The sequence below is a fragment of the Hymenobacter perfusus genome, assembly GCF_003944765.1.
Taxonomy (GTDB): Bacteria; Bacteroidota; Bacteroidia; order Cytophagales; family Hymenobacteraceae; genus Hymenobacter; species Hymenobacter perfusus.
The window spans coordinates 1-20,876 of the sequence record NZ_RWIU01000006.1 but is presented as its reverse complement, the minus strand read 5'-3'; the positions used below and the strand labels follow the sequence as shown (position 1 = coordinate 20,876).

The following is a 20,876-nucleotide window of genomic DNA, read 5'->3' as shown; positions in this document are numbered from 1 at the left end:
AGTAACGTACTTACGATACCAATTGATACATGCGCTGGCGCTGAGCCCGAATGTTTTCGTCAGCCAGATATTCCTCGTAGCTCATGCGCCGGTCGATGATGCCCGTGGGCGTCAGCTCAATGATGCGGTTGGCTACCGACTGAATTACCTGCAAATCATGGGAGGCGAACAGCAGCGTGCCGTTGAACTCGCGCAGGGAGTTATCCAGGGCCGTGATGCTCTCCAGGTCCAGGTGGTTCGTTGGGTCGTCGAGTACGAGTACGTTGCCGCCTTCCATCATCATTTTGGAAAGCATGCAGCGCACTTTCTCGCCCCCGCTCAGCACGTTGCTTTTTTTCTGCGACTCCTCACCCGAGAACAGCATACGGCCCAGGAAGCCCCGGATGAAGGATTCATCCTTCTCGGTGCTGTACTGGCGCAGCCAATCCACCAGGTTCAGGTTGGTATCGAAGAACTCGGTGTTTTCCTTGGGGAAGTAGCTGGGCGTGATGGTGGTGCCCCACTTGAAGTCGCCGGTTTCGGCCTTCACCTGCTCAAACAGCACGTCGAACAGGAGGGAAGCGGCCCGGTCGTCGCGGCCGATGATGGCCACTTTGTCCTTCTTGTCCAGCGCGAAGGACACGTTGCGGAAAACCACCTGCCCGTCCACCGACTTGCTCAGGTTGTCCACCGTCAGCAGCTGGTTGCCAGCCTCGCGCTCGGGCTTGAAGGCAATGTAAGGGTACTTGCGCGAGCTGGGCTTGATTTCTTCCAGCGTGAGCTTCTGGAGCAGTTTCTGCCGCGAGGTAGCCTGCTTGGACTTGGAAGCGTTAGCCGAGAAGCGGCGCACGAATTCTTCCAGTTCCTTGCGCTTGTCTTCGGTCTTCTTATTAATATCCTGGCGCTGGCGCAAAGCCAGCTGCGACGACTCGTACCAGAACGAGTAGTTGCCGGGGTACATGGTGATTTTCGAGAAGTCGAGGTCGGCCATGTAGTTACACACCGCGTCGAGGAAGTGTCGGTCGTGGCTTACTACAATTACCGTATTCTGGAACGAGTCGAGGAAGTTCTCCAGCCACAGCACGGTCTCGGCGTCGAGGCCGTTGGTTGGTTCGTCCAGCAGCAGCACGTCGGGGTTACCGAACAGGGCCTGGGCCAGCAGCACGCGCACCTTGTCGGAGGTACCCAGGTCGGCCATCAGGGTGTGGTGCTTGTCTTCGCCGATGCCGAGGCCCGAGAGCAACTCGGCGGCTTCGTACTCGGCGTTCCAGCCTTCGAGGTCGGCAAACTCGCCTTCCAGCTCAGCGGCCCGCTCGCCGTCGGCGTCCGAGAAGTCGGCCTTGGCGTAGAGGGCATCTTTTTCCTCCATCACCTTCCACAAGCGCGTGTGGCCCATAATCACGGTCTGGAGCACGGGGAAAGCATCGGCCGCAAACTGGTCCTGCTTCAAGACCGAGAGGCGGGCGCCCTTGGGCATATCCACCGAGCCGGTGTTGGGCTCAATCTCGCCCGAGAGAATTTTCAGAAACGTGGACTTACCCGCGCCGTTGGCCCCGATGAGGCCATACACGTTGCCGGGCATGAACTTGATGGTAACGTCTTCAAACAATACGCGCTTGCCGTAGCGCAGGCTTACGTTGGAGGTGCTGATCATAGGTGAAGTAAGGCGGAAAAATCCCGAAAATGGCCGGTAAAGAGCAGTGCAGCTGATTCCCGGCCCGCAAAAGTACGCAAAATGCCCCGCCTCCCCGGAATTGCCCGGAACAGAATAGCGCCGCGCCGAAAAAAAAGCCCGAAACACACAACAACCTACCGGTCAGGGCGGTATAAAAAAGGAAGCGGGCCAGGGCCGGGAGCAGAGCGGGAGGACGAAGTTGCAACAAGCAACTTCCCGCCGGTAGTTCCGGGCATAGTCGTCCGCCCGGTTTCTCTTCCAACTTCTTAATTCGATCAGCGTATGGCAACTCCCCACATTACCCCCGAAACCAATGGGGTGCGGTATGGCCTGTTCACGGCCGGCGGCATGATTATATACTTCATTATTGCCTCCCTGTTCGGCTTGGCCGAGCGGATTGAGCTGAGCTTCCTGAACGGCGTGATTCTGGCCGTGGGTATCTGTATGGCCATTGCGCACTATAAGCGGTTCCGGCACGGCCGGATGCCCTATCTGCACGGCTTTGCCACAGGTATTATCACGGCGGCTGTGGCCTCGGTGGCATTCAGCTTCTTCTTTATTCTGTACGCCGGGGTGCTGAACCGCCATATCATGGACGGCATCCGGGCGCAGGACCTGTTCGGCTTCGACCTCTCGGTAACCATTGCCTTCCTGGCCATTATCCTGCAGGGAGCCATGTCGGGCATGATTATCTCGCTGATTGCCATGCAGTACTACAAGAGCCCAGACCACAAGCCAATGACTGGACTCGAGTAGTTGTCCTCATTATGCCAACAATTGCCACCAGCCGGCCCCAAAGGCCGGCTGGTATGCATAAAAGGGGAAGGAGAATATGCGGTATAGAGTTATTTGTATTAATTATTTCAATAAATAATTGTCTTATTTTGTTTAAAAAGATTGTGATTATGCTTTAAACCACGTATTTTTGGATAGAAATAATAGGGATGAAGTGGAATCTTTTACGTTGCCGCTTGGTTGGTTGCCCACTACATACCTATGCTCTCAAACCTGCCCGCTTTCCACCGTTTTCCCATGAAAGCTCTTGTCCTGACCTGTTTACTGGCTGCCTTTGGCACCGCCGCGCATGCCCAGATGAAAGACCGATACGCTGAGCGTCCCGGCATTGCGGAGCCTTCTACCGCTCAGGTAGAGGAGCTGACGCGTTCCATGAGCCAGCAACTACAACTAAATGAAGCCCAGTTTATTCAGCTGCGAGCCGTCAATAAGATCAAGCTGGCCCGTACCGAAGAAATTCAGTGGCAATACCACGACGACCTTATGGAGCGAACCGCCAAACTGGCGGAACTGGAGTCGCAGTACGAAACGGAGTGTAGCCGCATCCTCACCCCCTCGCAGCTAAGCCTATTTCACAACGAGCAGCACCGTGATGTAATGCCCGCTCAGCCAACCAACTCTACCGATGGAGGGCTTGGGTAAGGCTGCATAAAGTAGTTTGTGTAAAGTAAAAACGGCCGCTTCTCTGACGAGAGAAGCGGCCGTTGCTGTATTACTGTACCAGCAGGAGCCGGGTAGTGTGACAGGTTAATAATGATAAATATTGTAATAGTTATATTTATTTGTCTTTGATTACCGGTAGAATAATTTCGGTAATGGTACCGGTTGCTCCGCTTCGCAGAAGCATTCTGTTGCTGCCGGAGCGCGGGTGGCCGGGGGCGCAGTGCAAGCCAGGGGTCACGTAGTAAATATATACTTTGTCGCTTTGCTCGCCGAGCTCCTCTTCGTCGGGGTGGCCCAGTAACGCGGTGATGTCATTGATTCGGGAGCCGTATAGGGCGTTTCGGTGCTTTTCGAGCACGGGCAGCAGCTGGCGGCGGCGGTTCTGGCAGCCGTAGGAATCGGCGCGCCAGGTGGCTGCATCGAAGCCGGGGAGTGCCGGCAGATCATGGCCACAGCTGGTGCAAGCCAGCGCCATCAGCCCCGTAAAAGCAGCACGAAGCAAAAGAGAAGGAACAGTTTTTTCGGTCAAGTGGTTGAGCATCTCAGGATTAATTGACGCAAAAGTGCTATTTTTGGCTAGCCCAAAGCAGAGCCGCTGTGCAAGCTACTTCCAATTTCTTCGCCCCGACTACTTTAGCCGATGCCGAATTTGCCGACTTTCACCGCCGGTCTTTTACTGACATGTCTTTCCCTGCTCATCCCCATGGGCAATGTACGGGCCGCCGCCTCGGTTGTGGTACCCGAAGAAGCCCCCGCCAGTTCCGTATTGAGTGCTTCGGCACGGATGGCATATACGGCTGCTTTCGAACAGCATGTGGCCCTGACGTACGCCCGTGCCGGCCTAACGGCGGCTGGCGTACCGTTGGATGTGTACCGCAAAGCTTTGGTGGGGTTTTATAATCTGCAGCAGCAGGGTACTATTAGTGCCAACTGCCACACGGTTACTATTGTCGATTTCAGCCGCTCCAGCACCCGGGAACGGTTATGGGTAGTGGACCTGGCCCAGGGCCGGCTATTGCACCATACGCTGGTAGCACACGGCAAGAACACCGGTGAGGAATACGCCCAGACGTTTTCGAACCGGGAGGGCTCCGAGATGAGCAGCCTGGGTTTTTACGTAACCGGCCAAACGTACCAGGGCAAGCACGGCCTTTCCCTGAAGTTGCATGGTGTGGACGAAGGCTACAATACGAATGCCCTGGGCCGGGCCGTGGTAGTACATGGGGCTGAGTACGTAAGCCAGGAATTTATCCGGCAGCATGGGCGGCTGGGGCGCAGCCAGGGCTGTCCGGCTTTGCCCGTAGCCCAGACGCCCGGCATCATTCGCTCTATCAAAGGCGGAACGGTGCTATTTGCCAACGGGCCGGCCAACTCGGCTTACCACTCTCAACTACTACTTTTGGACTCCGCGTTGCTGGCTTTTGCGCAGAGCAAAGGACTGATAGCTCGCGCCGGCTAGCTTCGCCTGCGTACCAATAGCAGCGGCCCGCTTCTCAACCTGAGAGGCGGGCCGCTGGCATTTTATATGGTGGAAACGTTAGGCCCGGTCACTGGTGGTACGAACCAGATTGATGCCGGCAAAAAAGAAAATCAAGCCTACCACAAACGGAACCAGAGAGTTCATCTTGCTGAGTCCCAGGCCACCAATTTGCAGGAAGGCCAACGCGGCTATAATGATGCCGATAATACCCAAAACGGTCAGGATGCTGCCGAAAGTGCGTTTTTGATTCATAGGGAAAGGGGAGTTGCAGTGGGGAGAAAGGCCCTCCGGGGAGAGAGTGACCGGGATAGGGCCTGATACGTGTACCACTGGATTTTAGGTTTCAACAGGGCAGGCAACCCTACCGAAAGCTGCGCGTTACAAGGCGCAAAGGACGTTTCGTCCGGTTTTCGCACTTTCCCTACTCCCCTTCCTTCCAACTAATCATGAGAGGCAACCTACGCTACATAATTGCCCTGGTAATGGCCGCCTTTGCGTTCATTCCCTACTACTGCAACACCCAGAAGAATGAAGTTACGGGCGAAGTTCAGCACGTAGATATGTCGGCCGACCAGGAAATTGCCCTGGGCCTGCAGGCTGCCCCCGAAATGGCGCAGCAATACGGCGGCATTCACCCCGACCAGAAGGCCGGAGCAGCTGTAGAGCGGATCGGCCAGGAAATTGTCCGGTCGACCAAGGCCGGCCAGTCGCCCTACAAATTCCAGTTTCACTTGCTGGCCGATGAAAATACAATCAACGCCTTTGCCTTGCCTGGTGGGCAGGTATTCATTACGGCGGGCCTGCTGAAAAACCTGAAAACCGAAGGACAGGTGGCCGGTGTGCTGGCCCATGAAATCGGGCACGTGGTGGGACGGCACTCGGCGGAGCAGATTGCCAAGTCGCGCCTCACCAGCGGCCTGACCGGGGCCGCCGCCATCGGCCTCTACGACCCCGAACGGCCCGGTACCGCCGCCAGTGCCGCCGCTGCCGCCATGGTGGGCAAGCTGCTCACGTTGCGCTACGGCCGCGAAGATGAACTGGAAGCCGACCGTCTGGCCGTTGATTTCACGCCGGCTGCCGGCTACGACCCCCGCTCCATGATTCAGGTGATGGAAGTGCTGCAGCAAGCCAACCAGGGCAGCAACCCGCCTGAGTTCCTGAGCACTCATCCTAACCCGGGTAACCGGATTCAGGAACTGCAGCAGGAAATCAACACCGACTATCCGCAAGGTTTGCCGGCTAACCTGAAGCCCTAGCCCTGACGCAATTTTTTCTGTTCCGGAGCCGGCCAAAAGCCGGCTCCATTCGTTTACGAAAGTGCCATATTTGTACGGTCTACCGCGTATCAGCTTCTCGCATGCTTCCCACTTCCCCTGCGCAGCTTCGGCGGCTCCTGTTCGTGCTCAATCCCGTTTCCGGCGACATCGATAAGTCGGAACTGGAAGGTTCTATTACTGCCTACTGTGCCGAAAGGGGCCGGACGGCAGCATTTTTTCATACCGATGGGGAGTCTGATCTGACCCGGTTGCGCCGGCACTTGCATGAGCAAACCTACGACGCCGTGTTTGCGGCCGGCGGTGATGGAACGGTAAGCCTGGTGGCCGAAGTAGTGAGCAACACGCATCTGCCGCTGGGGATTCTGCCCCTGGGTTCCGGCAACGGACTTTCGAAGGATTTGGGCATTCCGCAGGACCCGGCCGAGGCGCTCCGCCTTACCTGGGACTATCAGGTACGCACTCTGGACACGTTGCGCGTGGGCGGCAGGTTCTCGGCGCATCTGGCCGATATGGGTTTCAATGCCCTCATTGTGGAACGGTTTGATGCGGGCGACGTGCGCGGACCGGGGGCCTACGTGCGCATTGCCACCCAGGAATACGCCGCTTACCAGCCCGCCACCTACCGCATCGAAACGGACCAGGAAACCTGGGAAGGCGCGGCGTTTATGCTGACTATTGCCAATGCCAATACGTTCGGCAGCAACGTCATCATCAACCCCGATAGCCAGCTGGATGATGGGAAGTTTGAAATCTGCCTGATTGAGCCTTTCCCGAATACGGCGGCTCCAGGGCTGCTGTACCGCCTCTACACCAGTGACTTTGACGCTTCAGACTACACTCGTCGGCTATGTTGCAGTCGGGCCCGCGTAAGTGTGCCGGGAGCCACGCAGGTGTTGGTGCAGATTGATGGTGAGCCGTACTATCTGCCCACGCCGGTAGAGGTGACAATGTACCCGGCCAGCCTGCGGGTGCTGGTGCCCGCCACAGTCTAGCGGCTTAGCAGCTGGCCCAGCTGCTGCGGCAGAGGCACTACCGGAGGCGTAGTCGGCTGGGCTGGCTGTAGCCGCAGCCGGAAAACCTCCGAGGCAGCGCCCGGCTCCAGCGTCCGTAACCAGGTTTCCTGACCGGCGTAGAAATCGAGGCTGAAAAACCCGGTGTGCTCGTGCACAAACGTGGCACTGCCGCCTTTCTGCACGAAGGCCGTCTTGCTACCTGCGCCACTCACCAGGTAATGCCCGCCGTACCGCTGAAAATATTGCAGGTTGTGGTCGTGGCCGGCCGCGTAGATGACGTGCGGAAAGTCGTGCAGAACCCGCAGCAACCGGCGGCGCATTTTGCGGTAGCGGGGATGAGCCATATCCTCGGCCGCTCCGAACAGCTTGCGGTAGAGCGGGAGCAGAGACCCAATGAAAGGCAACGGCACGTAGGCCCGCTTATGCACCGTAGTGAGAGGAAATACGTGCTGTTTGGCTGTGAACTTGCCCCCGTGCAGCGCATTGGAATACAGCGGATGGTGTCCGGCCACTACTACTCGCTGATGCCGGTTGGCGTCCAGCAGCTGCCGGAGCTGCCGAAACGGCTCCTTGGCGTCGGCGGCCGGGCGCGGGCCACGCTGCACCCACCACTGCGTATTCAGCACGATGAGCAGGAGGCCATCGGCTAGTTGCAAGGTAACCGGCCCCGGTGCTCCATCGGTTGGTAGATAATGGGCAGTGGGCAGATGCTCCCGCACATACGCCTCCTGCCGCCGCAGATATTCCCAGCCATCCGGCCGGCCCTTGTTCCAGTCGTGGTTGCCGCTGAGCAGCACTACGTGGCCCTGAAACTGGCGTAGCGTAGATAGTAAGGCCTCAAAACGCGCCTCGGCAGCGGCCCGGCCCGGGTGTTCGGGGGCCGGCAGACCAGTGGGGTAAATGTTGTCGCCCAGGATAATGACTGTGCCGGCCGGGCCGGTTTCCTGCTGCCAATCGGCCAGCAGGTTTAGGATTGGGTCGGAACCGCTGGTAGCTACGGCACCCGGGTCGCCGAGCAGGGCTACGCGGTGCTGGGGGGCATCGGCGGGCAGTGGCAGCAGTGACCAATCGTTGTGCGCCGGAGCTACGTAGGGCCTGCGCCGGTAACGCCGCTCCTCCGCAAACCGGCGCAAGAGCCATAGCGTTAGGGCAACAGCCGTGGCGGCCAGTAGATACAGGAGCAGAGAAGTTACCGGCACGGGAAGAAGCGGAAGACCATACTAGCTCTACGAAACAACGCCCGCTATGGTAAAGCTATGTAAGCCTGCTGTGGGCAAATCGGCTCAGAAAGCCGGGGGCGTGAGGTTTTTAAAGTGGCCGTTGAGGCGTACCCGCTCCTTCAGATGCTCCGTTTCCTGCAGCACCGGCAGGATATGTTCCAAGTGGGCCAGCATCAGCTGCTGCCGCTCCAGTTCCGACGTAGCTTCCAGCAACTCGTACTCCTGCTCGGTATTCAGGCCCAGGTGGTGCGCCACGTCATAGGCCCGGAAGTTTTCCGGCAAATCCAGGAACAGCCGCCGCAAATTCAGAATATCGTAGAGCTGCTCAATCATCCTTCGGGTTTGCTGGTGCAGGGCCGGATCGGCAGCGGTATCATCGGGCAGCTCTTCCACGGTAGCTCCGGCGTAGAGCTTGCCCGGCAGCTCGTGGAAAAACTCCCGCACCCGAAACAGCCCCACGGCCCGCGTCCGGATATCCATTTCGCCCGAAGGATAGGTTTTTTCGATATTCAGCAGCCGCATTTCCGTGCCCAGCATGCTCACCCCGCCATTGATGTAGGGCGGAATGCCGAACGTGCTATTATCCTGCAGACAATCGTGTACCAGTTGGCGGTAGCGGGGTTCAAAAATGTGCAGATTGAGTTTCTCGCCGGGAAAAACCACCAGATTAAGCGGAAAAAGAGCCAGTTGGCGCATTGAGTGGGGTAGAATAGCAGAGTGGAAGCGTACTGTAGCTGACGGCTCAAGGTAAGGCTTTACCGGATTAGCTTGATGAGTGGTCAGCCTAGGGCAGGGGGACTTTTTTTGCCGCAGAGAAGCCCCGGTGACCAGCCCGACGGATAATAACCGGCGAGAGACCAATAAGTGCTGAAACAGCCGCTATTTTTGCGCCGGGCTCCGGGTTGGGGTCGTGTTCAAGGCTAGGCAGCAATTTTGTGAAGGATTACAGACAAATGGCCCGCCGTGCGGGGCGGCTCACGCTTCAGGTGGTAGTAGCTCTTTTTCTGACTTCGGTGGCGTGGGTGCTGGTGTACCGCTGGGTGAGTCCACCCGCCACCTGGCTTATGCTGGACCGGCGCGCTCATGCTCCGGTGGGTAAAGGCTACCACGGCATCCGGGAAGACGACCGGCGCGTCCGGTACGCATTCAAACCGCTGGAGGAAGTGTCGCCGCAGCTGCCGCTGGCCCTGGTAGCGGCCGAGGACCAACGGTTTCTGCTGCACCACGGCTTCGATGGCGACGCGCTGCTGAAGGCGGCCAAGTCCAACATGAGCGGTAAAAAGCAACTGCGCGGCGGTAGTACTATTTCGCAGCAGGTGGCCAAGAACGTGTTTCTGTGGCACGGCCGCAGCTACGTGCGCAAGGCCGCCGAGGCCTATTTCACGCTGCTCATCGAACTGCTCTGGAACAAGCGCCGCATTATGGAGATGTACCTGAACGTGGCTGAAATGGGCGACTGTATTTTTGGGGCGGAGGCCGCTTCGCAGCAATATTTTCACAAATCGGCCGGTAAGCTCACGCCCCAGGAAGCCGCGCTGCTGGCGGGGGTGTTGCCCAACCCGTTGCGCTTTCGGGCCAGCAACCCCGGCCCCCAGGCCCGCCTCAAGCAGCGTCGGGTGCTACGCCGGATGCGCCAGCTGCGCGGCTCGGTGTACGTGCGGGAATTGATGGAGGAATAGCCCACTGCCTGCCACTGCCATACAAAATGCCCGCTTCCGGTTCGGCCGAAAGCGGGCATTTGCGTTTCTTCGCGTGGTATGCTGACTACTTCTATGAAACGTCTTCTTTTGCCATTACCCGCGCTGGCGCTGGTGACGGGCTGCGCTACCACTGCTCCGCAAACCACGGCACCAACCGCCGCGCAAACGGGCGCGGCCCGGCAGGCCATCTTGCAGGTGCTCACCACCCAGACGGCCGCCTGGAACCGGGGCGACGTGGCCGGTTTCATGCAGGGCTACTGGCAGAACGACTCCCTGGTATTCATCGGTAAAAGCGGCCTGACGTACGGCTGGCAGCGCACCCTCGACAACTACCGCCGCAGCTACCCCGATGCCGCCGCCATGGGCCAGCTCGATTTCTCCAACCTGCGCATCCAGCCCCTCAGCCCCGAGGCGGCCCAGGTTATCGGCCGCTGGCACCTGGCCCGCCCCGCTGCCGGCGACCTGCAGGGCCACTTCTTGCTGGTATTCCGCCGCATCAACGGCCAGTGGGTAGTGGTAGCGGACCATTCGAGCTGAATTGCTGGATTGTTGAATGGCTGGCTGGATGATGGTTTACCCATCTACCCATTCATCCAGCCATTCAACTCATCACCGGCTGGCCGGTACCTTCACCATCAAGGCCGTCTTCTTCAGGGGCAGTTTCGTCTTTTTGCTTTTCCTGCTCCACTGCGGGCACTGCTTCCTGGAAGACCAAGCCAGAGCTGGCGGCGTGTTGGGCGGCCGAAACCGTGTCCTTTACCAACAACATCTCTACCTGCTCACCGCGTAGCTCCTCTGCTACTTTCGTCACCAATGCCGAGCGTTCCGGCAGGTTTACGTCGCGGATATAGATGGCCAGCACGCGGCCGGGGTGGCGGCGCACTACTTCCCGGTAGATATTGGCATCTTCCTGGCCCGAGTCGCCGATGAGCACAAAAGGTAGCTTGGGATACGTGAGCAGCAGGTTGTCGATTTCCTTAAGCTTGTGGCCGTGATGCTCGGATGCTGAGCCGGCCTGCTTGCGTTTCAAGGCCATGTCGCGCAACAAAAGCGGCCCGGGCGGAATATCGTTCAACTCCAAAAAGTCCTCCAGCAGGTCATACAGGTTCCAGGGCGAGCTGCTGACGTAGAAAAACGGGTTGTTGCGCTTCCCGTTACGGCCCAGCTGCAACTGGCGGTAGAACTCGGCCACGCCTTTGAAAGGCAGGCGGGAGCGGGCATTGCGTAGCAGCACAGTGCGGGCCATGCGCAGCAAATCGGTGGCCGAAGTCTGAATGACGGTATCATCCAGGTCGGAAATAATGCCGTATTCCGCGTCAGGTGGCGGAATCAGAACCATATTGCGGGTGCGCAGGCCGGGCGGCGTGGGGAACGGATGCGGGGACTGGCGCAATAACACCTCCACCGGATACCACAGGAAATCAACCGGCTCGGGCAGCACTTTCGGCTCCAGGTTCAGCGTGTAGTATCCTTCCTCATCTGAAATGACCGGATGCTCGGAGCCATCGGCGGGCAACACGCTGAGCTGCGCGCCGCTGATTTCGTTGCTGTCGAAGCGGCGGTACATGTTCAGTAGGTTGTGCCAGCGGGAGTCGTTGGGGTCCGGCTCACTGATGCCCTTATCGGTGAGTAGCCGGCCCTTCACGTAGAGGCGCTCGGGCGTGCCATAGCTGCGGTAGGAAACCAGCTGGAGTGGGTGCAAGAGGCCCAGGCGGGCACGGGTGCGGGTCAGCGCCTCATCGGCCCGTTCGGCCCAGCCGTTGAGTTTGTCGAGTAAAGCCATAGGGCGTAAAGAAAGCGGGTTGGCGGAATTATCCGTACGCAAGCGGCCCGGCCGGGTGTTACGACCAATCTGCTGCAAGCCTCAGCCTCAGCCACAAAAAAAGCTCCCGACGCCAATCGGGAGCTTTTTCGACGTACACCTGCCGGGCCGCAAAAGCCGCGCAGGGTCACTGACTAGAGGCTGCTTTTCAGCTCATTGAAGTCGGAGGAAGCAGCCGTGCGGTTACGACAGTTCAGCTGGTCGGCCTTGGTCTGAATGTTCTGGATGCGGGAGCCGGGGTCGGGGTGGGTGCTCAGGAATTCGGGCGGATTCTGCTGACCATCGTTCTGGGCCTTGATAAAGAAGCCCGCCGCGCCGTCGCAGGCGTAGTAATTGGTGCCGTTGAGGTATTCCACCGAGTAGGCATCGGCCTCGTTTTCGTAGTCGCGGCTGAATTTGAGCTGGCCCAGCCCGTTGGCTACTTCCACCAACGTGTTCTGGTTGTCGCCCAGCACCAGGCTCAGCAGCGTGCTGATGCCATATTGGGTCTGGAGCTGGCGGGAGGTGTGGCGCCGGTCGGCATGGGCAATTTCATGGCCCAGCACGCCGGCCAGCTGGGTTTCGTTATCGAGATACTTAATCAGACCCGAGTACACATAAATGTGCCCACCGGGCGTGGCAAAGGCGTTTTGCGTAGCGTCATCCTTGATGATTTTTACGTCCCACGGAAACTCGTTGCGGTATTGCAGCTTGCCGCTGTCCAGCACCCGGTTCACAATGCGGCCCAGGGCGGCGTAGGCGCGGGGGTTGCTGCCGGGTTCCACCAGCTGCCCCTTGGCGCGGAAGGTGGAATCGGTTTGGGCGGCTACCTGTTCGCCCAGGGCTTTATCGTCTTCGATGGAGAACAGCAGCACGCCGTCGCCGTCTTTGGAGCAGGAGGCGGCACCGCCAAGAGTAAGTGCAAGGCCGGCCAGCAGCCCGGTTTTTTGCAGAAGAGTACGCATCGTACGCCGGAAGTTGAGGTGGTGAAGAAAGGAGAGCAATGCCGGCGCCCTAGAAAAAACAGTGCCAGAGCCGGCGGCCTCCTAACGGCCCCGGGGCCGCCCGTGTTGCATCAGCCGTTGTATGGGGCCCGCCCGCCAGTACCAACCGTCGGGAAATCAGCCGGAAAAATCAGGTGATGCACGGTTGTCCACCCATTTTTCCGGTTTCCCCGTTCAACACTCCACCTATCCACCCGCTTTCCGCTTGCTATTCATGACGACTACTGCCACCACTCCCCGCCCCAAAACCAAAAAAAAGCGCCTGAATCCGTTGGAAGAGGCACACCTGCTGTACAAAGACCCCGCCCGCCAGGCCGAGCTGGCCGGTCTGCGCTACCTCACCGATACCAAGCCCGGCCTCACCCGGCAGGCTACGAAGAGCGGCAGCTTCCACTACCTAACGGCCAAAGGCGAGCCGGTAGCCGACGATAAAACACTGACCCGTATTCAGGGCTTTGTGATTCCGCCGGCCTGGACCGATGTGTGGATTTCGCCCTCGGCCACCACCCATTTGCAGGTAACCGGCCGCGACGCCAAGGGCCGTAAGCAGTACCTCTACCACCCGGCCTGGGACCAGGCCCGCGCCCTCACCAAGTTCAGCCGCCTGCGGGCCTTCGGGGAGAAACTGGCCGAACTGCGGGGGCAGATGACCAAAGATCTGGCCCGCCCCCAGCTGGACAAGCGCAAGGTGGTAGCGTTGGTGCTCACGCTCATGGACCAGTCGTTTATTCGGGTGGGCAACAAGGAATACGCCAAAAAGAACAAGACCTACGGCCTCACTACGTTGCGTGACAAGCATGTAGCCGTGAGCGGCGCGGATGTGCGCTTTAGCTTCGTGGGTAAGAAAGGCGTGCCCCACAACCTGACCATACACGACCGGAAACTGGCCCGGCTGGTGCAGAAATGCAAGGAAATTCCCGGCCAGCACCTGTTCCAGTACTACGCTTCTGATGGTCACCGCCAGGAGCTGGAATCGGACGACGTGAACGACTACCTGCACGAGGTAACCGGCCTGAGCCTATCAGCCAAGGATTTTCGTACCTGGGGGGGAACCGTGAAAATGGTGGAATGCCTGGAGCGCGTGCTGGATGAGGAGCCCGACTTCCCGAAGCCCAAAACCCTGAAGCGCGCGGTAAAGGAAGTGGCCGAAAACCTGGGCAACACGCCCAGCGTGTGCTCCAAATACTACATTCACCCGCAGGTCATCGAGCTGTTCAACTCCGATAAGCTCATCGACTACCTGCGCCGCCACGACGCCGACCCCGCCGAAAACGACCAGCTAACTCCCACCGAGCACATGGTGCTGGATATGCTGGCGGAGCTGGAAAAGGCGAAATAGTGAGCTGGTGAAATGGTGAGTTTGATGTTGAAGTGGCGCGGGTAGCGCAAACAGAACGTCAAACTCACCATTTCCCCAGCTCACTATTTCATCACTTACCGCCCCGAGCCGTCCCGGTCGAAGGCGTGGGAGAGGACGCTGTGAGCGGTGCGGTCCTTGGTTTCGGGGCCGGGTTCCAGCACGTTGTTGCGGCGGGTATCGAAGAAGCGGGTGCGCTTGCGCAGGCCGGCTACGCGGGAAGAATCCTGCAGCAGGTCTTCGCCCGGGCCGCCGTACACCTCCACGAAGGGTGAGCGGCGCACCTGGCCTGACACCAGAAACTCATCTTTCCCGCCCAGTCCGTGTAGCCGGACGGTGTGGGTGTGGGCCGGGTTGAAGCTGCGCTGATACACCAGTGAGGCGGCCGGGGCCTTTTTGCGCACCGGCAGCGTGTACACCGATACCACCGTGGCCGTATCGTTCAAGCGCTCCACCACAAACCGCTCGGCGGCATCGGTGCCGGCTACCAGCACCTCGCGGGCCTTGAGGCGGTAGAACTCCTCGGTGGCCTGGGGTAGCGCGGCCCGGCGGGCTTTGAGCGTGGCTATCATGCGGGGGCCTTCCAGCTGATATACTTCCTTAGGCAACCCCTGGCGCACGGCCTGCTCAATAACGGTATCGGTAAGGCGCAGCTGCAACTCGTGGGCGGTGCGCAGGTACGTGGCGTGGGGCACGGCCGCCAGCGCCCGCTCGTCCACGAACGAGGCGTTGCGAGTGTAGCCCTCAATGCTTTCGTAGTGGGGGCGGAAGGTGCGGAACTTGCCCGCCAGCTTGCTCACTAGCCACGATAACGCGCCGTCATCAAAGCGGAAGAAAACCTGGTCCCGGTCCTGGGGCACGGGTTTCCAGAGCGTGCGGCCGTCGGGCTGGGCGTAGGCGGCCCAGCTCCACTGGCCCTCGTGCCGGTCCCAGTCGCCCAGCCACAAATCGAGCAGGCGCGCCCGCACGTAGGCTTCGCCATCCAGCCGGTGGCCCGGGGCGGCGTACCGGTCTTCCAGCACGTCCTCGGTTTCTTCCAGATCCAGGGCACCGGCCACGGGGCCGGCAATGTTCTGCTTGCCTTCGAATTTCTCTTCCAACAACACTATTTTGCCGCGAAACCGCTCGGATGCTTCTTCCAGGCCGGTTTCATCGGCCCGAACGTAAAATGCGCGGGGCGTGGTGTGGGGCAAGCCGGCAGCCTCGGCTAAGAGTGGCACTACGAAGGCCCCGTAGGGCATGCCCGCCGAGGTGGCGTCGCGCACGGTGGTCAGAATGAAGCCCTGCCGGAGCACTTTGGGCAGAGTGCGGTAAGGGTCCTTGTCGATGCTGCGCAGGGCGTAGCTGCGGCCATCGGCTCCCACCACAGTCATGCTGATGGTCTGGAAGCCGCCCCCGATTTTGCCAAATTTCAGACCGCCCGGCACGGCCGTTTGTAGGTTGAGGACCGGCAGCGTAACCGGTTCGGCCCAGGCCCGGCGGTAGTGCGGCCCCAGAAAGAAACGGCCCGAGGGGCCGCGCCGGTAATGGCGTCCGGCCGTAACGCGGGCACTGTCGGCGTTGGCGGGCAGGGGAGAGGCAAAATCCACCCGGGCATCGGGCTGGAAATACGTGTCACGGCTGCACGAGGCGGCCGTGAGGAGCAGAAAAGCGAAAGGGTAGCGTGGATTCATGCGGGGCGGGAAAGCGCGGCTTCGGGTCCTTCAACGCAACTTCGGCAGAAAAGTCAATGCCACTGCGTACAACCGTGGAGGGCGGCTTTGCGCTATAAGGGGCAGCCGCTCCGTCCGGGGCGGGTTTGCCTCCCGCCGAAACGCCTGCTCATTCGTGTTGTTTTCCTCCTCTGCATCTTGGCTGGCCGCAGGCTTATGCAGTGCTCTGGTTCTGAGTTCCTGCGCGGCCCCGGCCCAAACGCCCCCGGCTACCGCGCTACCTGCTATTCGCCCTGACTCGACGGTCCTGATAGCCGCCGGGCCGCAGTATGACCGGGGCGCGGTACACCGCTTCTTCTGGGGCACGCACTACCGAGCCCTGTGGGGGTTGCCCGTAACGGTACCGGTTTTTAACCTGCGTACGGCCGTCCCCGGGGGGCTTACGCCCATTCGGGAAGGCGGCTCGTTTCAGACCAAAAACCTGCGGCTCGTGGACCGCAGCGGCGTGCAGTATGTGCTGCGCTCCGTGGATAAGGATGCTACCAAAGCCTTGCCGGAAGGTTTACAGGATGGCCCCATCGGGCGGTTGATGAAGGACCAGACCAGCGTGATTCACCCGTATGGGGCCTACATCGTGGCCCCGCTGGCCCAGGCTGCCGGTCTGTATCACACCAATCCCCGGCTCGTGTACATTGCCGATGACCCGGCCCTGGGGGAGTTTCGGGAGAGTTTCGGGCAGGCCCTGTACCTGTTCGAGGAGCGGCCCGAGGGCGACCAGCGCACTGTGGGTAGTTTCGGCAACTCGGCGGCCGTGGAAAGCTCCCGCAAGGTGTTCACCAATCTGGTTGCCAGCTCCCGCTTTCAGATTGATGCCCGCCAGTACCTGCGCAGCCGGCTGTTCGATATGTGGCTGGGCGACTGGAGCCGCCGTGAGGACCAGTGGCGCTGGGCCAGCTTTCCAGCGGCCGGCGGCGGCACTACCTACCGCGCTATTCCGCGCGACCGGGACCATGCCTTTTTCAAGTTCGATGACGGCCTGCTGACGCACATGATTGGCTGGGTGAAATCGAACTACCAGAGTTTTCATGAAAAAATCCGGCTGGCCGATGTGGAGGGCCTCAACCGGGCCGCACGGCCCATGGATAAGTCGTTGCTGGCCTACCTGAGCCGGGAGGACTTTCGCCAGATTGCCGATTCGTTGCGCAACTCCTTGTCGGACCCGGCCATTGCCCGGGCGCTGGCCGTGTGGCCCGCCGAAGTGCAGCGCATGAGTACCGCCGATTTTACCCATAAGCTCCGGAGTCGCCGCGAGCAGCTGCCGGCCGTAGCCGATAAATTCTACGCGCTGCTGAACCGCGACGTGGAGCTGCCCGGCACCGATGAGGCCGAGCGGTTTGTGCTGGAGGCTACCGGCCCCGGCCAGGTGCGGGTGCAGCTGTTTCGCCTTTCGCCCCAGGGCAGCGAGCTGCTGCACGAGCGCACATTCTCTGCCACGGAAACCCGCTCACTCAAACTGTTCGGGCTGGGCGGCAACGACGCGTTTGAGCTGCGCGGCCTGCCCGATGCGCGCCTGCAGATTGGGGTGTACGACGGGGCGGGACAGGACCTGCTGGAGGCCGTACCCGCCCCGCCCAAACGCCCCGGCAGCCGCCTCACCATCTACGACAGCGGCGACGGTAACACGCTCCGCCTGGGCCAGTTGAAACAGGAGAAGTACCAGCCTCGGGCCGAGGAATTCGACGCGGCCGGCTGGTTGCTGCGGCATCGGCTGTTTTAGGGGGCGGTAGTTTAGCAGCTAGCCTGCAACCACTGCATAGCCGTTCCTTCGTCGCCAAAAAGCTGGACGTGATAGGAATAAGCGGCCTGGCTAGGCCGCTGGGCCAGTACGGCCAGGGGCGTGGCAGGGGCTTCGGCGGGTTGCCAGGTAGCCGCTACCAGGCAGGCTAGGCGAATGAGCTGGTTGCCCAGCTGCGCGCTAAGCGTGGGCAGGTAATCGTTGGCCAGCCACTGTACCATTGCCTCATCTGACTGCACCCGGCGGCGGGAATCTACCAGCCAGCAGGTGGCATTGTGCTGCTGGGCAGCCTGCAGGACTTCCGAGTAGCCCTGCTTCAGCTCGGCCTGTGTTACGTCGCGCAGCCAGCGCATGATGAGCAGGTGCAGGTCGGGTCGGAAAGAAATCTGCAGGAAGGAGGCACTGTTTGTCATATGAAACGGGCTGAAGCCAGCCGCCACGAAGGTACGATTACGCCGCTGACAATCGGAATCCTTGAACTAGCTGGCTTGGAGCCGGTACTAGGCACCCGCATAACGGGCTGCTGGTCATCGTGGCGTATATTGGCGGCCACTACACTCCTGCATGCACATTTTCGCCGCCCCCGACTTTCTTTCGCTCACCTACCGTCCTGACCTCAATTTTCTGGTGGCCCGCTGGTTGCGGCCAGTATCGGGGGCGGAGACCCAGTGGGGATACCAACTGATTCTGGAGGCCGCGCAACAGTGTCAGTGTGCTTATTGGCTGCTGGATGGCCGCCGCCGCCAGCCCGCCGATGCCGATACTACCCGCTGGGGACTGGAAGAATTTTTCCCCCAACTGGCCAGCAAAATGGGACAGCCCGTCTTCATGAGCCAGCTTTTGTCGCCCGACTACCAGCAGCTGACCGAGGCACTACCCGCGTTCCAGGTCGCCGACCACGACCCCGCCCGTACCTACCAGATGCGCCGCTTCAACGATGAAACCCGCGCCGTGCAGTGGCTGCAGCAAGCCCAGGCCGGGAAGTGAGGCGTCAGACCCTTTAGAAGTGAGAAGCAAGCGTTTCGTTCCGCCAACGCGCTTCTTACCTCTCACTTCTATACTCTCTCATCTCACTTGAACACCTTCACTTTATCCTTGTGTGGGGTGCGCAGGTACTGGCGGATGATCTGCTGCACGTCCTTGTTATCGTTGTAGCGCGTAATAGCGTCCCGGAAATCGGCGAAGCGGCGGGCGGAGAATGTTTCGTCGATGTAGCTGAAGCCCAGATAGCGGCCGTTTTCCACTACCACCAGGCTCTTTTCATCCTCCCGCCGACCCTGCCCGATGACCACGAACGAGCCGTGCTCGTAGGTAAACGACTCGATGGCAGCTTCCACGCGCTGATTGTATTCCTCGGCCGGCTCCAAGCCCAGGCACGCGCCCTTGCAGCGGTGCACCTGATAGTCAAAGCACGCGCCCTGGGTTTTGTACAGGTCGCAGAGCTTCTGGCAGAGGTTGAACTTGGCTACCTTATGAAATAGGAAGCCCTTGGCTTTGTACTGGTTGCCCAGCGCAATGAGCGGGTGCGACTCGGCGTGGTCGTCGGCGCGGCCGTAGTAGAGGTGCTTGTAGCCGTTCTCGTCGGTGCGCAGGAAGATGCCGGCCGGAAACACTGAGCGGCGCTGTGCCCGGTTGTACAACGGCTTGAGGCGCTTGATTTCGTGCGACTCAAACAGCAGCGCTACCAACTCCGAACCCGTCAGCTCCCAGGTGATTTCCGAAATCGAGTTCTTGAACTCAATGCTCTTGCGCGACTTATAATCGACGGCGAAGTGCTGCTGAATCCGCTTGTAGATGTTGATGCTTTTGCCCACGTAAATCACCTCGCCGGCCTCGTTGTGGAAGTAGTACACGCCCGCCTCGTGGGGCAGTGCCGCTACTTTCTCGGGGGTGATGTTAGGCGGGAGCAGAGCCGTTTTGATAGCCTCCTGCACGGCCTTGATTTTCCGGGCCGAGGGCTGCTTGGTAGCCGGAGCCGCCGCAGTGCCGGGCTTGCGACCGGCCGGAGCGGCGGCATCCACGGCCGCTAGGGTATCGGCAGGCGTCAGGCCGGTGGCCTCCGGATCCTCCTGCTGCTGACTGATAGTGAGCAACCGCCCAAATAGAATGGCCGTGGCCGCCGCGTCGCCGGCGGCGCGGTGACGGCCGTTGAGCGGAATCCCGATGTTCTGGCACAGCTTGCCCAAGCTGTAGCTCGGCTGGCCCGGCATCAGGGAGCGGCTCAGGCGTACTGTGCACAGCGTTTTACGGGAGTAATTGTAGCCCAGGTCGGCAAATTCCTTTTTCAGGAAAGAGTAATCGAAGCGCACGTTGTGGGCCACGAACACGCACCCCTCGGTCATTTCCACCACCTTGCGCGCCACCTCGTGGAACTTGGGCGCCTCCCGCACCATATCGTCGGTGATGCCCGTGAGTTGGGTGATGAAAAACGGAATGGCCCGTCCGGGGTTGAGTAAAGTGCTGAACTCATCCACCACTTTCTCGCCATCGTGAATGTAAATGGCAATTTCGGTGATGCGGTCCTGCGCGGGCTGGCCCCCGGTGGTTTCAAGGTCGATGATGGCGTACAAAAGCGGCGGGGCTAATAGAACTGGATTCCGGCTAAGCTGATTTGTAACAAAGATACCGGGTCGGAAGGTTGCAACGGTGCTGCGGGCTGAGGTTCCTTCTTCACAGTTCAACGCACAAAAAAAGACCCGCCGGAAGGGCAGGTCTTTTTTTAGCTGGTAGGAGCCGCTTAGCGGGTACCTTTCTGCTGAGTAATCCAGTTTTTGGCCGACAGAATTTCGCCGTGCTGCTTCTGAATCACGCTGCGGGCATCTACGGGCAGCTCCGTTGACTTCAGCGCGGTTTCGTACGAGCTCAGCGCCGTAGCGTCGCCGGTTTCGCACTCGCCCAGAATAGCCGAATCGTCCTGACCCGTAACCACCGATTTGAGGTTGATCCAGCCCCGGTGTACGGCGGCGGCGGCATCCGCTACCACGCCTTCAATGGTTGATTCGTTTTCGGGCGAGATGCCGTACTGGCTGGCGTGCTGGTTCAGCTCTGCCGCGAATTTGGCGCGCTGCTGGCTCAGTTCGCTCAGCTTCGATTTCAGGTCGGGGCTGCTTACGCCTTCGGCGGCTTCCTGGTAGCCTTTGGCGGCAGTTTTATTGATTTCTACGAGGTCGTTGTAAGCGCGGGCGGTTTCGCCGGTGATAGTAGCCATGATGGAAAGAAATAGGGTGGAGGAATTCAGTGCAAGGCCCCGCCGGAAGCGGCAGCCTGTGCTGTATACCGCAGCCAAGCGGGGTGGGGTTGCGTGTAAAATTCCGGTCCAATACCTCAGCAGGTAGATATTAGAGCGAATTCCAGGTTTGTGTACAGGTTTTAGTGTAGATTCCGTTGATGAAAGCCTACTCCACCGACTTGCGTGAACGTGTGGTGGCCGCTTGTCAGCAAGGCGGCCGCACAATTGGCGAAGTG

The 20,876-nt window shown here is 60.0% G+C and carries 21 protein-coding genes; 10 read left to right on the top strand and 11 right to left on the bottom strand.

From position 1 onward, the window contains the following. Positions 1 to 10: 10 nt before the first annotated feature. The gene (locus EI293_RS16760; RefSeq protein WP_125439705.1) at positions 11 to 1,633 is read right to left on the bottom strand and encodes an ABC-F family ATP-binding cassette domain-containing protein; all 1,623 of its coding nucleotides are present in this window, start codon (positions 1,631 to 1,633) and stop codon (positions 11 to 13) included. A 303-nt stretch (positions 1,634 to 1,936) separates the two neighbouring features. Here EI293_RS16760 and EI293_RS16755 point away from each other — a divergent pair, with 303 nt between their 5' ends. Beyond that, on the top strand, positions 1,937 to 2,410 hold the full coding sequence (locus EI293_RS16755; protein ID WP_125439704.1) for a DUF4199 domain-containing protein: 474 nt from the start codon (positions 1,937 to 1,939) through the stop codon (positions 2,408 to 2,410). Between the two features lie 276 nt (positions 2,411 to 2,686). Further along, positions 2,687 to 3,091, top strand: a complete 405-nt coding sequence (locus tag EI293_RS16750) for a hypothetical protein (protein WP_125439703.1) — start codon at positions 2,687 to 2,689, stop codon at positions 3,089 to 3,091. Between the two features lie 136 nt (positions 3,092 to 3,227). Here EI293_RS16750 and EI293_RS16745 read toward each other — a convergent pair whose 3' ends face one another. Further along, a complete protein-coding gene (locus EI293_RS16745; protein WP_125439702.1) occupies positions 3,228 to 3,614 on the bottom strand; it encodes a hypothetical protein in 387 nt (128 codons plus the stop codon). A 138-nt stretch (positions 3,615 to 3,752) separates the two neighbouring features. Between EI293_RS16745 and EI293_RS16740 the strand changes: the two genes are divergently transcribed. After that, entirely contained in the window at positions 3,753 to 4,571 is an 819-nt protein-coding gene (locus EI293_RS16740) for a murein L,D-transpeptidase catalytic domain family protein (RefSeq protein ID WP_125439701.1), read from the top strand. Between the two features lie 78 nt (positions 4,572 to 4,649). On the opposite strand, the gene EI293_RS16735 is transcribed toward EI293_RS16740, so the two are convergent. Continuing rightward, a complete protein-coding gene (locus EI293_RS16735) occupies positions 4,650 to 4,844 on the bottom strand; it encodes a hypothetical protein (protein ID WP_125439700.1) in 195 nt (64 codons plus the stop codon). 194 nt (positions 4,845 to 5,038) lie between these two features. On the opposite strand from EI293_RS16735, the gene EI293_RS16730 reads away from it, so the two are divergent. Both EI293_RS16730 and EI293_RS16725 read left to right on the top strand, forming a co-directional pair. Then, a complete protein-coding gene (locus tag EI293_RS16730; RefSeq protein WP_125439699.1) occupies positions 5,039 to 5,848 on the top strand; it encodes a M48 family metallopeptidase in 810 nt (269 codons plus the stop codon). Between the two features lie 101 nt (positions 5,849 to 5,949). Next, positions 5,950 to 6,861 carry a diacylglycerol/lipid kinase family protein gene (locus EI293_RS16725; protein WP_125439698.1) on the top strand — a complete coding sequence of 304 codons (912 nt, stop codon included), beginning with the start codon at positions 5,950 to 5,952 and terminating at the stop codon, positions 6,859 to 6,861. Here the strand turns inward: EI293_RS16725 and EI293_RS16720 are convergent. Both EI293_RS16720 and EI293_RS16715 read right to left on the bottom strand, forming a co-directional pair. Continuing rightward, positions 6,858 to 8,081, bottom strand: coding sequence for a metallophosphoesterase (locus EI293_RS16720; protein ID WP_246010700.1), 1,224 nt, complete (start codon positions 8,079 to 8,081; stop codon positions 6,858 to 6,860). The genes EI293_RS16725 and EI293_RS16720 overlap by 4 nt on opposite strands. An 84-nt stretch (positions 8,082 to 8,165) precedes the next feature. Continuing rightward, a complete protein-coding gene (locus tag EI293_RS16715) occupies positions 8,166 to 8,798 on the bottom strand; it encodes an LON peptidase substrate-binding domain-containing protein (protein ID WP_125439697.1) in 633 nt (210 codons plus the stop codon). A 257-nt stretch (positions 8,799 to 9,055) separates the two neighbouring features. Here EI293_RS16715 and mtgA point away from each other — a divergent pair, with 257 nt between their 5' ends. Next, complete coding sequence (gene mtgA, locus EI293_RS16710) at positions 9,056 to 9,781, top strand: monofunctional biosynthetic peptidoglycan transglycosylase (RefSeq protein WP_246010699.1); 726 nt, start codon at positions 9,056 to 9,058, stop codon at positions 9,779 to 9,781. A gap of 93 nt (positions 9,782 to 9,874) precedes the next feature. Beyond that, positions 9,875 to 10,339 (top strand): YybH family protein, encoded by a 465-nt coding sequence (locus EI293_RS16705; RefSeq protein WP_125439695.1) that lies wholly within the window; start codon positions 9,875 to 9,877, stop codon positions 10,337 to 10,339. 64 nt (positions 10,340 to 10,403) lie between these two features. Here the strand turns inward: EI293_RS16705 and EI293_RS16700 are convergent, their stop codons facing one another. Further along, entirely contained in the window at positions 10,404 to 11,585 is a 1,182-nt protein-coding gene (locus tag EI293_RS16700) for an App1 family protein (protein ID WP_125439694.1), read from the bottom strand. Between the two features lie 173 nt (positions 11,586 to 11,758). After that, on the bottom strand, positions 11,759 to 12,568 hold the full coding sequence (locus EI293_RS16695; RefSeq protein WP_125439693.1) for a M48 family metalloprotease: 810 nt from the start codon (positions 12,566 to 12,568) through the stop codon (positions 11,759 to 11,761). A gap of 253 nt (positions 12,569 to 12,821) precedes the next feature. Here EI293_RS16695 and EI293_RS16690 point away from each other — a divergent pair, with 253 nt between their 5' ends. After that, entirely contained in the window at positions 12,822 to 13,946 is a 1,125-nt protein-coding gene (locus EI293_RS16690; RefSeq protein ID WP_125439692.1) for a DNA topoisomerase IB, read from the top strand. Between the two features lie 95 nt (positions 13,947 to 14,041). Here EI293_RS16690 and EI293_RS16685 read toward each other — a convergent pair whose 3' ends face one another. Next, positions 14,042 to 15,637, bottom strand: coding sequence for a hypothetical protein (locus EI293_RS16685; protein WP_125439691.1), 1,596 nt, complete (start codon positions 15,635 to 15,637; stop codon positions 14,042 to 14,044). Between the two features lie 157 nt (positions 15,638 to 15,794). On the opposite strand from EI293_RS16685, the gene EI293_RS16680 reads away from it, so the two are divergent. Next, a complete protein-coding gene (locus EI293_RS16680; RefSeq protein ID WP_125439690.1) occupies positions 15,795 to 17,393 on the top strand; it encodes a hypothetical protein in 1,599 nt (532 codons plus the stop codon). Between the two features lie 11 nt (positions 17,394 to 17,404). Here EI293_RS16680 and EI293_RS16675 read toward each other — a convergent pair whose 3' ends face one another. Next, positions 17,405 to 17,824 (bottom strand): hypothetical protein, encoded by a 420-nt coding sequence (locus EI293_RS16675; protein WP_125439689.1) that lies wholly within the window; start codon positions 17,822 to 17,824, stop codon positions 17,405 to 17,407. Between the two features lie 151 nt (positions 17,825 to 17,975). Between EI293_RS16675 and EI293_RS16670 the strand changes: the two genes are divergently transcribed. Next, a complete protein-coding gene (locus EI293_RS16670) occupies positions 17,976 to 18,398 on the top strand; it encodes a hypothetical protein (protein WP_125439688.1) in 423 nt (140 codons plus the stop codon). Positions 18,399 to 18,481: 83 nt separating this feature from the next. Here the strand turns inward: EI293_RS16670 and EI293_RS16665 are convergent, their stop codons facing one another. Together EI293_RS16665 and EI293_RS16660 are read right to left on the bottom strand one after the other, a co-directional pair. After that, the gene (locus EI293_RS16665; protein WP_125439687.1) at positions 18,482 to 19,981 is read right to left on the bottom strand and encodes an exonuclease domain-containing protein; all 1,500 of its coding nucleotides are present in this window, start codon (positions 19,979 to 19,981) and stop codon (positions 18,482 to 18,484) included. Between the two features lie 167 nt (positions 19,982 to 20,148). Beyond that, the gene (locus EI293_RS16660; RefSeq protein WP_125439686.1) at positions 20,149 to 20,619 is read right to left on the bottom strand and encodes a ferritin-like domain-containing protein; all 471 of its coding nucleotides are present in this window, start codon (positions 20,617 to 20,619) and stop codon (positions 20,149 to 20,151) included. Positions 20,620 to 20,876: the final 257 nt, after the last annotated feature.

Excerpts from the sequence above, each read along its gene's own strand:
- EI293_RS16760 (WP_125439705.1), bottom strand. The coding sequence starts at position 1,633 with ATGATCAGCACCTCCAACGTAAGCCTGCGCTACGGCAAGCGCGTATTG.
- EI293_RS16755 (WP_125439704.1), top strand. The coding sequence starts at position 1,937 with ATGGCAACTCCCCACATTACCCCCGAAACCAATGGGGTGCGGTATGGC.
- EI293_RS16750 (WP_125439703.1), top strand. The coding sequence starts at position 2,687 with ATGAAAGCTCTTGTCCTGACCTGTTTACTGGCTGCCTTTGGCACCGCC.
- EI293_RS16740 (WP_125439701.1), top strand. The coding sequence starts at position 3,753 with ATGCCGAATTTGCCGACTTTCACCGCCGGTCTTTTACTGACATGTCTT.
- EI293_RS16735 (WP_125439700.1), bottom strand. The coding sequence starts at position 4,844 with ATGAATCAAAAACGCACTTTCGGCAGCATCCTGACCGTTTTGGGTATT.
- EI293_RS16730 (WP_125439699.1), top strand. The coding sequence starts at position 5,039 with ATGAGAGGCAACCTACGCTACATAATTGCCCTGGTAATGGCCGCCTTT.
- EI293_RS16725 (WP_125439698.1), top strand. The coding sequence starts at position 5,950 with ATGCTTCCCACTTCCCCTGCGCAGCTTCGGCGGCTCCTGTTCGTGCTC.
- EI293_RS16715 (WP_125439697.1), bottom strand. The coding sequence starts at position 8,798 with ATGCGCCAACTGGCTCTTTTTCCGCTTAATCTGGTGGTTTTTCCCGGC.
- mtgA (WP_246010699.1), top strand. The coding sequence starts at position 9,056 with ATGGCCCGCCGTGCGGGGCGGCTCACGCTTCAGGTGGTAGTAGCTCTT.
- EI293_RS16705 (WP_125439695.1), top strand. The coding sequence starts at position 9,875 with ATGAAACGTCTTCTTTTGCCATTACCCGCGCTGGCGCTGGTGACGGGC.
- EI293_RS16700 (WP_125439694.1), bottom strand. The coding sequence starts at position 11,585 with ATGGCTTTACTCGACAAACTCAACGGCTGGGCCGAACGGGCCGATGAG.
- EI293_RS16695 (WP_125439693.1), bottom strand. The coding sequence starts at position 12,568 with ATGCGTACTCTTCTGCAAAAAACCGGGCTGCTGGCCGGCCTTGCACTT.
- EI293_RS16690 (WP_125439692.1), top strand. The coding sequence starts at position 12,822 with ATGACGACTACTGCCACCACTCCCCGCCCCAAAACCAAAAAAAAGCGC.
- EI293_RS16685 (WP_125439691.1), bottom strand. The coding sequence starts at position 15,637 with ATGAATCCACGCTACCCTTTCGCTTTTCTGCTCCTCACGGCCGCCTCG.
- EI293_RS16675 (WP_125439689.1), bottom strand. The coding sequence starts at position 17,824 with ATGACAAACAGTGCCTCCTTCCTGCAGATTTCTTTCCGACCCGACCTG.
- EI293_RS16670 (WP_125439688.1), top strand. The coding sequence starts at position 17,976 with ATGCACATTTTCGCCGCCCCCGACTTTCTTTCGCTCACCTACCGTCCT.
- EI293_RS16660 (WP_125439686.1), bottom strand. The coding sequence starts at position 20,619 with ATGGCTACTATCACCGGCGAAACCGCCCGCGCTTACAACGACCTCGTA.